Annotated in this window: 13 protein-coding genes, 1 pseudogene and 1 riboswitch; of the genes and pseudogenes, 11 read left to right on the top strand and 3 right to left on the bottom strand. The window is 71.8% G+C overall.

Going from position 1 to position 13746, the window contains the following annotated elements; all coding sequences use genetic code 11:
• Nucleotides 1–189: 189 nt before the first annotated feature.
• From mqnE to ACFYO8_RS06505, 3 genes are read left to right on the top strand one after another with little or no spacing between them, the layout of a single operon-like run.
• A complete protein-coding gene (mqnE, locus tag ACFYO8_RS06515; RefSeq protein ID WP_354867762.1) occupies nt 190–1359 on the top strand; it encodes an aminofutalosine synthase MqnE in 1170 nt (389 codons plus the stop codon).
• A 7-nt stretch (nt 1360–1366) separates the two neighbouring features.
• Nucleotides 1367–1795, top strand: a complete 429-nt coding sequence (locus ACFYO8_RS06510; RefSeq protein WP_354867764.1) for a hypothetical protein — start codon at nt 1367–1369, stop codon at nt 1793–1795.
• A gap of 26 nt (nt 1796–1821) precedes the next feature.
• Nucleotides 1822–2100 (top strand): DUF4229 domain-containing protein, encoded by a 279-nt coding sequence (locus tag ACFYO8_RS06505; RefSeq protein WP_354867766.1) that lies wholly within the window; start codon nt 1822–1824, stop codon nt 2098–2100.
• A gap of 71 nt (nt 2101–2171) precedes the next feature.
• On the opposite strand, the gene ACFYO8_RS06500 is transcribed toward ACFYO8_RS06505, so the two are convergent.
• Nucleotides 2172–3512, bottom strand: coding sequence for a C39 family peptidase (locus ACFYO8_RS06500; protein WP_387188850.1), 1341 nt, complete (start codon nt 3510–3512; stop codon nt 2172–2174).
• A gap of 206 nt (nt 3513–3718) precedes the next feature.
• Between ACFYO8_RS06500 and ACFYO8_RS06495 the strand changes: the two are divergent.
• From ACFYO8_RS06495 to ACFYO8_RS06480, 4 genes and pseudogenes are all read left to right on the top strand, one after another.
• Nucleotides 3719–5032: pseudogene (locus ACFYO8_RS06495) on the top strand (M14 family metallopeptidase); the annotation flags it as partial.
• A 120-nt stretch (nt 5033–5152) separates the two neighbouring features.
• Nucleotides 5153–5246, top strand: a riboswitch (cobalamin riboswitch).
• 107 nt (nt 5247–5353) lie between these two features.
• Nucleotides 5354–6286 carry an ABC transporter substrate-binding protein gene (locus tag ACFYO8_RS06490; RefSeq protein WP_354867772.1) on the top strand — a complete coding sequence of 311 codons (933 nt, stop codon included), beginning with the start codon at nt 5354–5356 and terminating at the stop codon, nt 6284–6286.
• Between the two features lie 74 nt (nt 6287–6360).
• Nucleotides 6361–7437 carry an iron ABC transporter permease gene (locus tag ACFYO8_RS06485; RefSeq protein ID WP_354868419.1) on the top strand — a complete coding sequence of 359 codons (1077 nt, stop codon included), beginning with the start codon at nt 6361–6363 and terminating at the stop codon, nt 7435–7437.
• A complete protein-coding gene (locus ACFYO8_RS06480; RefSeq protein ID WP_357708724.1) occupies nt 7434–8213 on the top strand; it encodes an ABC transporter ATP-binding protein in 780 nt (259 codons plus the stop codon). Before ACFYO8_RS06485 ends, ACFYO8_RS06480 begins: the two co-directional genes overlap by 4 nt.
• Nucleotides 8214–8218: 5 nt before the next feature.
• Here ACFYO8_RS06480 and ACFYO8_RS06475 read toward each other — a convergent pair whose 3' ends face one another.
• On the bottom strand, nt 8219–8977 hold the full coding sequence (locus tag ACFYO8_RS06475; protein ID WP_357708727.1) for a VOC family protein: 759 nt from the start codon (nt 8975–8977) through the stop codon (nt 8219–8221).
• 221 nt (nt 8978–9198) lie between these two features.
• Here ACFYO8_RS06475 and ACFYO8_RS06470 point away from each other — a divergent pair, with 221 nt between their 5' ends.
• Genes ACFYO8_RS06470 through ACFYO8_RS06455 form a run of 4 tightly spaced genes read left to right on the top strand, consistent with a single transcriptional unit; the run spans nt 9199 to nt 11424 of the window.
• Nucleotides 9199–9519 (top strand): type VII secretion target, encoded by a 321-nt coding sequence (locus ACFYO8_RS06470; RefSeq protein ID WP_354867779.1) that lies wholly within the window; start codon nt 9199–9201, stop codon nt 9517–9519.
• 11 nt (nt 9520–9530) lie between these two features.
• Nucleotides 9531–10457 carry a WXG100 family type VII secretion target gene (locus tag ACFYO8_RS06465; RefSeq protein ID WP_354867781.1) on the top strand — a complete coding sequence of 309 codons (927 nt, stop codon included), beginning with the start codon at nt 9531–9533 and terminating at the stop codon, nt 10455–10457.
• A 9-nt stretch (nt 10458–10466) separates the two neighbouring features.
• Nucleotides 10467–10820: a YbaB/EbfC family nucleoid-associated protein gene (locus ACFYO8_RS06460; RefSeq protein WP_354867783.1), complete on the top strand. Its 354-nt coding sequence runs from the start codon at nt 10467–10469 to the stop codon at nt 10818–10820.
• Nucleotides 10821–10824: 4 nt separating this feature from the next.
• Nucleotides 10825–11424: a hypothetical protein gene (locus ACFYO8_RS06455; protein WP_354867785.1), complete on the top strand. Its 600-nt coding sequence runs from the start codon at nt 10825–10827 to the stop codon at nt 11422–11424.
• An 81-nt stretch (nt 11425–11505) separates the two neighbouring features.
• Here the strand turns inward: ACFYO8_RS06455 and ACFYO8_RS06450 are convergent, their stop codons facing one another.
• Nucleotides 11506–13551, bottom strand: coding sequence for an AAA family ATPase (locus ACFYO8_RS06450; RefSeq protein WP_354867787.1), 2046 nt, complete (start codon nt 13549–13551; stop codon nt 11506–11508).
• Between the last annotated feature and the right edge of the window lie 195 nt (nt 13552–13746).

Raw genomic sequence — 13746 nt, 5'->3', positions numbered from 1 at the left:
GCGTGGTGGGGCGTGTCGGGACAGGACGGCCCTGGTGTGTGTTCCGCCCCACCCTGTCTTACCTCACGGTTGCGAGGATGTCGATGTGCGGAGCGTGACGGCCGGTGAACCGGCGCACCACGTCGGCGGGCGGTCGGACCCGCGACGTAGGCTCGATCGGGAACCCAGGTGGAAGGACGTGGCCAACGGATGGACGCCGGACTCAAGCGCGAACTCGAGGCGAAGGTGTACGCGGGGGAGCGGCTGACCCGCGAGGACGGCATCGCCCTCTACGCCAGCGACGACCTGACCTGGCTGGGCCGGCTGGCCCACCACAGGCGTACCGAGCTCAACGGCGACCGGGTGATGTTCAACGTCAACCGGCACCTGAACCTGACGAACGTCTGCTCGGCGTCGTGCGCGTACTGCTCGTTCCAGCGCAAGCCGGGCGAGAAGGACGCCTACACGATGCGCATCGACGAGGCGGTCCGCAAGGCCAAGGAGATGGAGGACGAGCAGCTCACCGAGCTGCACATCGTCAACGGCCTGCACCCGACGCTGCCCTGGCGCTACTACCCGAAGGTGCTGCGCGAGCTGAAGGCCGCGCTGCCGAAGGTCAACCTCAAGGCGTTCACCGCGACCGAGGTGCAGTGGTTCGAGAAGATCAGCGGGCTCACCGCCGACGCGATCCTCGACGAGCTGATGGACGCCGGCCTGGAGTCGCTGACCGGCGGCGGCGCGGAGATCTTCGACTGGGAGATCCGCCAGCACATCGTCGACCACAACTGCCACTGGGAGGACTGGTCGCGCATCCACCGGCTGGCCCACTCGAAGGGCATGAAGACGCCGTCGACCATGCTCTACGGCCACATCGAGGAGCCCCGGCACCGGGTCGACCACGTGCTGCGGCTGCGTGAGCTGCAGGACGAGACCGGCGGTTTCCAGGTCTTCATCCCGCTGCGCTACCAGCACGACTTCGTCGACTCGGCGGACGGCAAGATCCGCAACCGGATCCAGGCCCGGACCACGATGGCCTCGCCGGCCGAGTCGCTCAAGACGTTCGCGGTCTCCCGGCTGCTGTTCGACAACGTGCCGCACGTCAAGTGCTTCTGGGTCATGCACGGCCTGTCGGTGGCGCAGCTCTCGCTGAACTTCGGCGTCGACGACCTGGACGGCTCGGTCGTCGAATACAAGATCACGCACGACGCCGACTCGTACGGCACGCCGAACACCATGCACCGCGACGACCTGCTGCACATGATCTGGGACGCCGGGTTCCGTCCGGTCGAGCGGAACACCCGCTACGAGATCGTCCGCGAGTACGACGCGCCCCCGTCGCCGGCGGAGCGCCGGTCCGAGCCGCAGCAGGTCTGGGCCTGACCTGGCGATGAGCGGCGAGGAACAGCAGCGCGCCTTCCCCCGGCGCGACGCCGAGGGGCGCATCCTCACCCTCGGTGACCTGCTCGGCGTGAGCCTGGCCGGCCTGGTCATCGGGGTGCTGGCGCTGCTGGTCTTCGAATTCGCGTTCGCCACCATCGGTGACAGCGGCTTCGGGGGCACGAACGGCTGGCTCGCGGTGATCCTGCCGCTCTGGCTGTTCTGGGACGAGTTCCGGGCCTGGGAGTTCGGCGCCGCCCGGGTGGTGGCCGCGCTCGCCGGCATCGCGCTCGGCGTACTCGCCGGTCTGCTGGCGGCCGGGCTGGCCTCGGGGCTGCCCGCGTTGTTCACCGGAGCGTTGGCCGCGGCGGTGTTCACCGTGGTCTACGCGGTCGTCTGGTTTCATGGCGTGCACTGGCTGGCCCGGCGTACGGGCTGAGGCACGAAGAGAGTGGGAATGCGGGAATGAGCGCGGCGCTCAAGTACACGCTGGGCCGGATCGGGCTGTTCGTCGTCGTACTGGCGGCCCTCTGGTTCGTCGACATGAACATGTTCCTGCGGCTGATGCTGGCGCTGATCTTCTCCGCCACGCTGTCGTTCTTCCTGCTGAAGGGTCTGCGGGACGACATGGCCGGAGAGATGGCGGAGGCCGCGGAGCGGCGTCGCGCCGAGAAGGACCGGTTGCGTTCGGCGCTGGCCGGTGAGGACCAGGCCGAGCCGGACGCCGAGCGCCGCGACAGCTGAGCGGGCGGGTGAGGGGCCCGGCGGACGACGTCCCGCCGGGCCCCTCACCGTTCACCAGTTGGTCGAGCCGGTCACCAGTTGGTCGAGCCCGGGACGACCGGCCACGGCCGGTCGGCCGGCTTGATCAGGTACGCGATGCCGCCGGAGCCGGAGGCCACCGTGCCGTTGGCCCGGTAGCGCTTGGTGCGCAGCCAGATCTGCTCGAACTGCTCCCGCTTGTAGACGTTGCGGACCGCGTCGTTGGACGAGGACGCCGGGTCGTTGACGATCACGTCGCCCTCGGCGGTGAAGCCGACGATCACGAACAGGTGCCCGGAGGTGCCGTAGTTGGCGCCGTTCAGCTCGCTGGCGAGGAACGACTGCGAGGTCACCACCGGGATGCCCGCCTTGATGAAGCGTTCCGCCTCGTCCAGGGAGTGCAGCCGGGTGACCCGCGCCTCCAGGCCGGGGAAGCTCGCCGCGTACGCGGTGTTGAACGGCCAGTTGCCGGCGCCCTCGTACTCGTAGTCGTAGGTCATCCGGGCGGCGTGGTCGACAGTCGGGTCGGCGTAGGAGGGGTCGACCCAGGAGGTGTCCTCGGCCGAGGGCTTGCGGCCCCAGTACTCGACCACCATCTCGGTGGAGGTGGGTGAGCACCACGCCTCGCCGCCGCCGTTGTACTCCGGGTACTCGCCGATGTGGATGTTCTGCGAGTAGCGCGGCACGGCCAGCTCCGTGCCCCAGGCGATGCCGCCCCGGCTCGGGGTGACGGTGAACCGGTCCGGCACGTTCGACGCCATCGCGCCGAGCATCCGGACCTGCGGCGTGGCGGCCTGGCCGGGCGCGCGGTAGAGGGTCAGCCGCAGCTGGTACGAGCGCAGCAGCACCCCGGCGTCGGCGTCGTCGATCGAGAACGTGTCGGTCCAGATGCTCGACCACGGGTCGCCCTGGCCGTCCAGCGTGGCGCGCTTGATGTCCTGGTCGCCGGAGGCCCAGCGGCCCATGACGTACCACGGGGTCTGTGCCCCGGTGTTGTACGTGCCGTGCAGCTCGACCTGGATCCAGGTGCCGGCCGGGGTGGCGGCGTTCCACGACGCGACCATCTCGGTGGCGTCGAAGCCGATCCGCCGCTCGGGCGAGGTCCAGGTGGCGTACTCCCAGGTGCGGGTGGCGCCGGTGTGCTCGTCGGTGAACTCGGTGGTCCCCGCCGGGCGGTCGATGGTCAGCGCCGGGTGGCGGCCCGGTACGGCGCGGGTGCCCTGGTGGGTGCCGCTACGCCAGTCGGGGAAGCGGGAGAACTCCTGAAAGGTGATCTGTTCGTCGTGCGTGACGCCCGGCCGCGCGGCTTGTGCCTGGACCGGTGCGCTGGTGCCGAGGAGGGTGAGCGCGGTGAGCCCGGCGAGGGCGGCCGCGCGCATGGGTCTTCCGAACATGGCAGCTCCACAGGGAGACGGCATCGTTGCCGTTCACTGTGGCGCTTGGCGGGAAGTTTCGCCAGATGTTCAGGCACAGAAAATCATTGCCGAAGTGACGATCAGGCCGGGATGGCTAAAGAGAGAGACAGATATTGATATGACCATGTGTCTCCTGGTGGAGTGTGCGGACAACGGGATCTCCCGTACCCCCAGGAGGTTTGTCAATGGCCTTCCGCGCCTCTCCGCTCCGCCGCCGGTTGGCGCTCGCCGCCGCCGTCGGCCTGACCATCGTCGCCGCGGCCGCCGCGCCCGCTGTCGCCCGCCCCGCACCGGAAGGCTCCGGTGAACCGACCAGCGTCGCCTACCGGGTGCTCGGCCCGCGCACCGCGGCCGACCGCACCGCCGTCGCCTCCACCGGCGCCGCCATCGACTACTCCGAGCACGGCGTGCTGCACGTCACGGCGACCAGGGCCGAGGCCAACGCGATCACCCGGCTCGGATTCCGGCTCGAGAAGGACGTCGCGCCGGCGCCCGCCGACGGGGGCATGACCGCCAACGCGTTCCCGTCCGCCGACTCGAACTACCACGACTACGCCGAGCTGACCACCGTGGTGAACAAGGTGGTCGCCGACCACCCGACCATCGCCCGCAAGCTGAGCATCGGCACGTCCTACCAGGGCCGGGACCTGATGGCGGTGAAGATCTCCGACAACGTCGCCACCGACGAGGCCGAGCCGGAGATCCTGTTCAACGCCCAGCAGCACGCCCGCGAGCACCTGACCGTCGAGATGGCGATCTACCTGCTGAACCTCTTCACCGACAACTACGGCAGCGACTCCCGGATCACCAGCATCGTCAACACCCGGGAGATCTGGATCGTCCCCACCGTCAACCCGGACGGCAGCGAGTACGACATCGCGACCGGCTCCTACCGGTCCTGGCGCAAGAACCGGCAGCCAAACAGCGGATCGACAGCCGTCGGCACCGACCTGAACCGCAACTGGGGCTACCAGTGGGGCTGCTGCGGCGGCTCGTCCAGCACCAAGTCGTCGGAGACCTACCGGGGCCCGTCCGCCTTCTCCGCCCCGGAGACCGCCGCGCTGCGCAACTTCGTGAACAGCCGGGTCGTCGGCGGGGTGCAGCAGATCAAGGCGAACATCGACTTCCACACCTACTCGCAGCTGGTGCTCTGGCCGTACGGCTACACGTACAACAACACCGCCACCGGGATGAACACCGACCAGTACAACACCTTCGCCACCATCGGTCGGCAGCTGGCGGCGACGAACAACTACACCCCGGAACAGTCGAGCGACCTCTACATCGCCGACGGCACCAGCATCGACTGGATGTGGGGCACCCACAAGATCTGGGCGTACACCTTCGAGATGTACCCCGGCTCGTCCTCCGGCGGCGGCTTCTACCCGCCGGACGAGGTCATCCCGGCGCAGACCTCACGCAACCGGGAGGCCGTGCTGCTGCTGTCCGAGTACGCCGACTGCCCGTACCGGGCGATCGGCAAGCAGAGCCAGTACTGCTGACCTCACCACCGGGCGGGAACCCCGGTTCCACCCCCGCCGGGGTTCCCGCCCACCCCCACCGTCCGGACGATCTCCGCTGGTCGTGCGCTACCGTGGCATCGACCGTGCCACAGCGAAGCCGGTGTGAAACCGGCGCTGTCCCGCAACTGTGATGCCCCGTACGCGCGGCGTCGGCCTTCCGCCGGCGCCGACGGACGTGGGACGAGCCAGGTCGCCTGCGGCCCGGTCGCGACACGCGCTCTCGAGGAAGGGCGCCTCGCGGACGGGCCTCTCTTCCTGTCGGCGAAGCACCACACTCCTCGACCGACAGGAGGTTCCATGTCCCGACGTACCCCCCAGCTCTTCGCCGCCGCGCTCGCGGCCGGCGCGCTGCTCCTCGGCGGCTGCGCCGAGAAGACCTCGACCGACACCCCGGCCGCCGGCGCCTCCGGCGGCGCGTTCCCGGCCACCGTCGGCAGGCTGACGCTGGAGAAGCGGCCCGAGAAGATCGTCTCGCTCGCGCCGACCTCCACCGAGATGCTGTTCGCCATCGGCGCCGGAAAGCAGGTCACCGCCGTCGACGACCAGTCGGACTACCCGCCCGAGGCGCCCCGCACCGACCTGTCCGGTTACCAGCCGAACGCCGAGGCGGTCGCGTCCCGCAACCCCGACCTGGTGGTGATCTCCGACAACCTCAACAAGATCGCCGACCAGCTCGTCGCGCTGAAGATCCCGGTCCTCCAGGTTCCCGCCGCGACCACGCTCGACGACACGTACCGGCAGCTCACCGACCTGGGCACGCTCACCGGCCACCGCGCCGAGGCGGACGCCGTGGTGCAGAAGATGAAGGACGACATCACCGCGCTGACCAAGGACCTGCCGAAGCGTACGGAGAAGCTGACCTACTACCACGAGCTGGGCCCGGAGCTGTACAGCGCGACCAGCAAGACCTTCATCGGCACCATCTACGCGCTCGCCGGCCTGGAGAACATCGCCGACGCGTCCGACGCCGACGGGAAGAACGGCGGCTACCCGCAGCTCTCCCAGGAGGTCATCGTCAAGGCGAACCCCGACTTCGTCTTCCTCTCCGACACCAAGTGCTGCAAGCAGAGCGCCGACACGGTGAAGGCACGCAGCGGCTGGTCCGGCATCACCGCCGTGAAGAACAACCAGATCGTGGAGCTGGACGACGACATCGCCTCGCGCTGGGGCCCGCGCGTGGTCGACCTGCTCAAGGTGATCGTGGACGCCACCGCCAAGGTCCCGGCCTGACCGTGGCCCTCCGACAGGCGGACTCCGCCCCGAACCCGGCCGGCACGCCCCGGGCGTCCCGGCCGGGTCCCCGGTTGACCGGGCGCCGCACGGCCGGTGCCCCGATCCGGCCCGCCGGGCTGCGCAAACGCTGGCTGTTCGCCGGTGTCGTGGCGGTGTTCGTCGCGCTGGTCGCGGGCGTCTCCCTCGGGCCGGTCAGCCTGCCGCCCGGCAGCGTCGCGGCCGAACTGCTCAACCTGCTGCCCGGGGTACGCCTGGACAGCGGGCTCACCGAGCGGGAAATCGCGATCATCACCGAACTGCGGCTGCCCCGGGTCGTGCTCGGGCTGCTCGTCGGCGCGCTCCTGGCCCTGGCCGGCGGCTGCTACCAGGGCGTCTTCCGTAACCCGCTGGCCGACCCGTACCTGCTGGGCGTGGCGGCCGGCGCCGGGTTCGCGGTCACCGCGGCGATCGTCCTCGGCGCCGGTGCGGGCGGCGCGCTGACCGGGCTGCCGATCACCATCCCGCTCGCCGCGTTCGTCGGGTCGCTCGGCGCGGTGATGCTGACGTACCTGCTCGGCGCGGCCGGCGGGCGGGACCGGTCGCCCGCCACGCTGATCCTGGCCGGCGTGGCGGTGTCCGCGTTCTTCGCCGCTGGGCAGACGTACCTGCTGCAACAGCACTCCGACAACATCCAGCAGGTCTACTCCTGGCTGCTCGGGCGGCTGGCCACCGCCGGCTGGCACGACGTGTGGCTGGTCCTGCCGTACTTCGTGCTCACCGCCGTGGTGGTGCTGCTGCATCGGCGCGAGCTGGACGTGCTCTCCGTCGGCGACGACGAGGCAGCCGGTCTCGGCCTGCACCCGCAGCGGTCCCGCTACCTGCTGATCGCCGCCGCGTCACTGGGTACCGCCGCAGCCGTGTCCGCGTCCGGGCTGATCGGCTTCGTCGGCATCATCGTGCCGCACACCATGCGGCTGCTCTTCGGTTCCAGCCACCGGGTGGTCCTGCCGCTGTCGATGCTGTTCGGCGGCGCTTTCCTCGCGCTGACCGACGTGGTCGCCCGGACCGCCGCCGCCCCCGCCGAGATCCCGATCGGCGTGGTCACCGCGCTGCTCGGCGGCCCGTTCTTCGTGCTTGTCCTGCGGACGGCCCGCCGGGTGGCGATGTGAACGCCCCCGCCGTGCGCGTCCACGACCTGCGCGTCACCCTCGGCGGCAGCCCGGTCCTGGCCGGCGTCGACCTCACCGTCACGGCGGGCGAGTGGGTCACCGTGATCGGACCCAACGGCGCCGGCAAGTCGACCCTGTTGCGCGCCGTCGGCGGCCTGCTGACCGGCCCGGGCGAGGTCGCACTCTTCGGTACGCCGATCGGCGCGCTGCGCCGCCGCGACCGCGCCCGGATCGTGGCCACCGTGGCGCAGTCCCCGGTCGTACCGATCGGCATGTCGGTGTTCGACTACGCGCTGCTCGGGCGTACCCCGTACATCCCGCCGCTGGGCCGCGAGTCCGCCGCCGACCTGGCCGCCGTGCACGAGGTGTTGGACCGGCTCGACCTGGGCCCGTTCGCGCACCGCGAGCTGGCGACGCTCTCCGGTGGCGAGCGGCAGCGCGTCTTCCTGGCCCGGGCGCTGGCCCAGGGCGCCACCCTGCTGCTGCTCGACGAGCCGACGAGCGCGCTGGACATCGGGCACCAGCAGGAGGTGCTCGAACTCGTCGACCAGCTCCGCTGCGAGCATGGCCTCACAGTGCTCGCCACCATGCACGACCTCTCCATCGCGGGCGAGTACGCCGACCGCCTGGTCCTGCTCGCCGACGGCCGGGTGGCCGCTGCCGGGCCGCCGGAGGAGGTGCTCACCGAGGACCTGCTGGCCCGCCACTACCGCGCCCGCATCCGGGTGATCCCCGGCGACCACGGCCCCCTGGTGGTCCCCGTCCGCCCGACCTGACCGGATCAGCGGAGGGTGGAGACGGAGAAGAGGGCGCCGGACGGGTCGCGCAGGGCGGCGCTGCGGCCGGCCGGGTTGTCACGCGGCGGGACGAGGATGGTGCCGCCCAGCTCGGCGGCCCGCGCGGCGGTCGCGTCGCTGTCCTCCACCGCGAAGTAGACCGCCCAGTACGCGGGCAGGTCTTCGGGTAGCGGCTCGGCCCGGGGCACCATGCCGGCGACGATGCGGGCGCCGCAGCGCCACCCGGTGTACGCCACCGGTCCGGCGGGACGCTCCTCCGGGTGCCAGCCGAAGACCAGCGCGTAGAACTCCTTGGCGCTCTCCGGATCGGGGGTGACCAGTTCGTTCCAGCACATCGCGCCGGGTGCGTTGAACAGTTCGGCCCCGCGCATCGCCATCGGCTGCCAGACACTGAACACGGCGCCCGCCGGGTCGGCGAGGACCGCCATCCGGCCCTGTGTGGAGACGTCGAACGGGGAGACCACCACCTGCCCGCCGGCCGCCTCCACCCGGGTCGCGACCAGGTCGGCGTCGTCGGTCGCCACGTACATCGACCAGACCGGCACCTGGTCCGGCGTGGCGGGCGGACCGGCCCCGGCGACCGCCTTGCCGTCCTTGCGGAAGACGGTGTAGCCGTCGGCGTCCGGCTCGGGGGAGACCTGCCCGGTCCAGCCGAACAGCTCGGGGTAGAACCGGCGTGCGTCGTCCAGCCCGGGCGTGGCCAGGTCGGTCCAGCAGGGCGTGCCGGGCTCGACGCCGTTCACGGTGACCCCTCTCGCCGGGGGCGGCTCCGCTGGCCCGCCCTGTCGGCATCGTGGCACCGCCGGGCCGGTCCCCGGGCCGGAACCGGACAAAAGGTCTGTGCATCCCCCGACTGCCGGGCGTGCGCCGGCGGCGGCATCCCCTGACCGGGTAGCCGGCATCCCCTAGTCTGGTGGCGCCGTCGACGACGGTGGAAGTTCCAACCGGACACTGGGGAGGGTCCGTGACCAGTCCGAGCAGGAATCTCGACGTCCAGCCGGAGGCGCTGAGGGCGTTCGCCGCCGCCTCCCGGGACCGGACGTCCCGGTTCCGCGAGCTGGAGCGGGCGTTCCGCGACGGCCACGTGGCCCGGCACTCCTTCGGCGTGATGCCCGCGTCGTTCAGCCTCGCCGCCGCGTACGAGCAGCAGTTCGAGGCGTGCCTGCAAGGGCTGGCGGACGGCGCCGAGACCATGCTGACGATCGCCGTGGGGCTCGCCGAGACCGCCGCCGCCTACGACGACACCGACTTGGCGAACGACACCATGTTCACCGCCGGCGGCTGAGGGGAGCGGGGATGAGCACCGAGGCGCTCCAGCGCAACAAGACCTACTTCGAGCAGATCGTGTCGGGCACGCCCGACCCGTTCAAGCCGCTGTCGAACGCGGTGCTGTGGCCGTTCGAGCAGCTCCTGGAGCTGGTCGCCGGTGAGCCGGACGACCTGATGCGGGCGGCCCAGCTCGCGATGACCACCGGAGAGGCGGTCCGGCGGATCGCCGGTGACCAGGTCGCCGACCGGGCCCGGCTGCGCGGCGCCTGGGACGGCGACGCGGCGGAGAAGTTCCACGCCTCGATGGAGTCGATCGAGGCGGCGATGGAGGATCTCGCAGAGGGGCTGGACGGCACCAAGGAGGTGCTGGTCGACTCCGCGAACGCGGCGGTGGACGCGTTCAACCTGCTGGTCGAGCTGATCCTGGAGTTCTTGCTCTGGTTCCTGACCGAGGTCATCATCGCCGCGGTGGCGGCGGTGCTGAGCGCCGGGGTGAGCCTGGCCGCCACTGTGGTGCGGGTGCTGGCGCGGCTCGCCACCACCGTCGGCCGCATGGTCAAGATCGTGGCACGGTTCGCGGAGATCCTCACGAAGCTCGCCACCAAGCTCCAGAAGGTCGCCAACCTGATCGAGCACTACGCCAAGGTGGTGATGGAGCTGCGCCGGGCCAAGAAGGCGTACAGCGCGTTCAACAAGTCCGGCTACACGAAGGCGGCGCTCGCCTTCAAGGTCGAACGCGCCGCCGTCCTCTTCCCGGGCAAGTTCGCCATCAACCAGACCTCCCCGGTGAACATCCCCGGCATGGGCGGCGCCCTGCTCGACACCGGTATGGGCCTGCACGACGTCTCCGACGGGCGCAAGGACCGCAACTACCTGGTGGACGGCACGTACCGCGAGGATCTCGGCCCGTACAGCAAGAGCGTGCAGAACGTGTTCGACTCGATCGTGAACTGAGAGGCAGCAATGACGTTCCCGGCCCTGGACCGGATCGAGGCGCTGGCCCGCAACCTGGACGGGTGGCAGCGTGAACTCGGCGCGCGGATGGCCGAGCTGGAGCAGAGCAGCGCCGAGGGGGTGAGCGACTCCGGCCTGGTCACTGTCGTGGCCGCCGCCGACGGCAAGATCCTCTCCACCGACATCAACGCCCGGGCCATGCGCTTCGACTCGTACACGCTCGCCGAGGAGATCACCGCGGCGGCGAACCGGGCGCAGGAGGCCGCCGCCGCCCGGGTACGCGAGATCGTCGGCGAGGTGATGGGCAACGCCCCCGCGGCGGAGCGCCGCGCCGACGACGGTCACGGCCACGACCGATACTGAGCCGATGGACGAGACCAGATACCGCGACCGGATCGGCCGGCTCGTCGAGCCGGGCGAGCGCGTCCTGGCCCACGCCAAGGCCGACGTCGGCCAGGGGCTCGCCCCGGCACCGCCGCCCGAGCCGGAGCCCACCGCCGAGCCGAGCCGGCGGACGGTCGGCTCGGTGCTGCTCAACGTCCTGCTGCCACTGGCCACCTGGGACCGTGGCGACCGCCTGGTCGACCTGATCGGCTGGGGGATCGCCGGGCGAGGCGCCCCCGGCTCGGCCGCCTCCCGCCTGCATCGCGCGCTCCGCCCGCCCCGGCCCGACCTCCAGGTCCGGGAGACGCTGCTCGCGGTCACCGACCGGCGGCTGGTGGTCTGCCGTACCGGCGGGGTCAAGTTGCTGGCCGGTCGCGAAGCCGAGGAACGCGCGCTGGCCGAGACCGCCGTGGCGTGGTCGGCCACCCGGGCGGAGATCGCCTCCGCGCGGGTGGGCTGGCACCGGCTCAACCCGAAGCGGCTGCGGATCGACTTCACCGACGGTTCCTGGCTGTCGTTCACCGTGCCGATCGCCGAGTCGGGTCGACCGCTGCGCGAGGTCGCCGCCGCGCTGACCGCCTGACCACGCCCGCTCCACGGCGCCACGGCCGGTCGCCCGCGTCAGCGCGCCGGCCGGCCCGCCTCAGCGCGCCGGCCGCCCGCGTCAGGCCGTCAGCGGCGCGGGCAGCGGCTCGCGGTGTAGCACGGCCAGGCGGGAGACCGCCCGGGTCAGCACCACGTAGAGGCGGTGCAGCCCGCGCGGCTCGGCGGCCACGATCGCGGCCGGCTCGACGACCACCACGTGGTCGTACTCCAGGCCCTTCACCAGCGTCGCCGGGACCACTGTGACGCGCGCCGCGGCCTCGACGTCGTCGGCGGTCGCGGTCTCGACGCCCGCGTCGGCGAGCGCCGCGCGGAGCCGGTCGACAGCGTCGTCGGCGGCGATCACACCGACCGAGCCGTCGTGCGCGAGCGCCACCCGCACCTCCGCCACCGTCGCGGCCGTCAGGTCCTCGGCGGTACGCACATCGAGCGTGCCGTCGTTGCGCAGCGAACGGGCCGGGGGTACGTCGACGGCGAGCGCCGGCAGCAGCCGGTTCGCGAACGCCACCACTGCGGCCGGCACCCGGAAGCCGACGCTCAGCGGCACCACCGCCGCGTCCGGCTTGCCCAGGTGGGCCAGGGACTCCCGCCAGTCCGTCGCCGCCCAGGGCGCGGTGCCCTGGGCCAGGTCGCCGAGCAGCGTGATCGAGCCGTGCTCGCTGCGCCGGGCGATGGCCCGGCACTGCATCGGGGAGAGGTCCTGCGCCTCGTCGACCACCACGTGCCCGAAGCCGGCGGGCCGTTCCAGCAGCCCGGCGACCTCGTCGATGAGCACCGCGTCGGCGGCGGTCCACCGGGTCGCCTTCGCGGTACGGCCCACCTTGCCGGACCGGAACAGCTCCTGCTCCTCGGGCGTGAGCAGGCCGTCGGCGGCGGCGGCGAGCGCGTCGGCGTCGGTACGCAGCCGGTGCAGCAGCCCGTCCGGGGTGAGCGCCGGCCAGACCGCGTCGACCAGGTCGGTGACCGGCTTGATCCGGCTCATCCGGCGCAGCCAGGCGTCGCTCGGTGACTCCGCCCGGCGGGCCTCGGCCTGGCGTTGCAGCAGCCCCACCACCCGCGCCCGGACCCGTTCCCGGCCGGTCGCGTAGGGCAACCCCTCCCGGCGGGTCTCGGTGACCAGCCGGTGCAGCGGGTCGAGCCCGATCCGCCACCGGTACGAGCCGTCCGACACCATGATCGGGTCGGTCGGCGTACCGATGTGGGCCTCGACCGCCCGCCGCAGCACCTCGGCCATCCGGACGTCGTGCTTGAGCGCGGCGGCGGCCGGGTCGTCGACCGCGCGGACCGGCACCCGCACGACCAGGTCCTCCACAGTGGCCTGCTCGACCTCGACCTCACCGAGGGCGGGGAGCACCGCCGCGATGTACGACAGGAACGCCCGGTTCGGCCCGACGATGAGCACGCCGGAGCGGCGCAGCCGTTCCCGGTGCAGATAGAGCAGGTACGCGGCGCGGTGCAGCCCGACCGCTGTCTTTCCGGTGCCCGGGGCGCCCTGGACGCAGATCGAGTCGGCCAGGTCGGCCCGGACCAGCTCGTCCTGCTCCGGCTGGATGGTGGCGACGATGTCGCGCATCGGGCCGACGCGGGGGCGCTCGATCTCGGCGGTGAGGATGCGGCTGGCGGTGCCGAGTTCCTCGCCCCGGTCCAGGTGCTCGTCCTCGAAGCTGGTCAGCGTCCCGGCGCTGAACCCGAACCGGCGGCGTACGGCGACACCCTGCGGGTCGCGCGCGCTGGCCCGGTAGAACGACCGGGAGACCGGCGCACGCCAGTCCAGCACCAGCGGCTCGCCCAGCTCGTCGGTGACGTGCCGCCGCCCGACGTGGTAGTCCCGCCCGGCGTGGTCCGGGTCGTCACCGCCGAAGTCCAGGCGGCCGAAGAACAGCGGGGTGTTCGGGTCGTCGGCCAGTTCCTTGACCCGCCGGGCCATGTGCCGGCCGAGCTGCTCGGCGGTGTACGAGTCACCGGCCACCTTGTCGCCGGTGGCGAAGAGCGCCTGGGCGCGTTCCCGCATCCGGGTCAGCGCGGCGCGGGAGGCGTCGAGGTGGGCGCGCTCGGCGGCCAGTTCGGCGTCGAGGCCGGGTGTGGCGTCAAGGTCGGTTGCGGGCACTGTGAACTCCGATGGCTCAACTGAGGCTCGCTCGCGTGTCCGGGGCGGTTGGCCTGCTCCCGGCGCGGGGACGTCCGCTGCGGTGCATGCTCACCGCGGCCGTCGGGCGGCCCTCCACGCTACGGGAGCACCGCCCGGCAACGCCACCGAATTTCCGGGCTCCGCGCCGATCTTGGTACGGACTCGCCCTCATGG

This window comes from Micromonospora sp. NPDC005257, assembly GCF_042872445.1.
In the GTDB taxonomy this organism is placed as follows: Bacteria; Actinomycetota; Actinomycetes; order Mycobacteriales; family Micromonosporaceae; genus Micromonospora.
The sequence above is the reverse complement of the archived record's forward strand: the minus strand, read 5'-3'. Positions and strand labels throughout refer to the sequence as shown.

What these genes read in the sequence shown, in the direction of transcription:
- ACFYO8_RS06500 (WP_387188850.1), bottom strand. Translation starts at nt 3,512, where the DNA reads ATGTTCGGAAGACCCATGCGCGCGGCCGCCCTCGCCGGGCTCACCGCG.
- ACFYO8_RS06455 (WP_354867785.1), top strand. Translation starts at nt 10,825, where the DNA reads ATGGACGAGACCAGATACCGCGACCGGATCGGCCGGCTCGTCGAGCCG.
- ACFYO8_RS06490 (WP_354867772.1), top strand. Translation starts at nt 5,354, where the DNA reads ATGTCCCGACGTACCCCCCAGCTCTTCGCCGCCGCGCTCGCGGCCGGC.
- ACFYO8_RS06465 (WP_354867781.1), top strand. Translation starts at nt 9,531, where the DNA reads ATGAGCACCGAGGCGCTCCAGCGCAACAAGACCTACTTCGAGCAGATC.
- mqnE (WP_354867762.1), top strand. Translation starts at nt 190, where the DNA reads ATGGACGCCGGACTCAAGCGCGAACTCGAGGCGAAGGTGTACGCGGGG.
- ACFYO8_RS06510 (WP_354867764.1), top strand. Translation starts at nt 1,367, where the DNA reads ATGAGCGGCGAGGAACAGCAGCGCGCCTTCCCCCGGCGCGACGCCGAG.
- ACFYO8_RS06505 (WP_354867766.1), top strand. Translation starts at nt 1,822, where the DNA reads ATGAGCGCGGCGCTCAAGTACACGCTGGGCCGGATCGGGCTGTTCGTC.
- ACFYO8_RS06460 (WP_354867783.1), top strand. Translation starts at nt 10,467, where the DNA reads ATGACGTTCCCGGCCCTGGACCGGATCGAGGCGCTGGCCCGCAACCTG.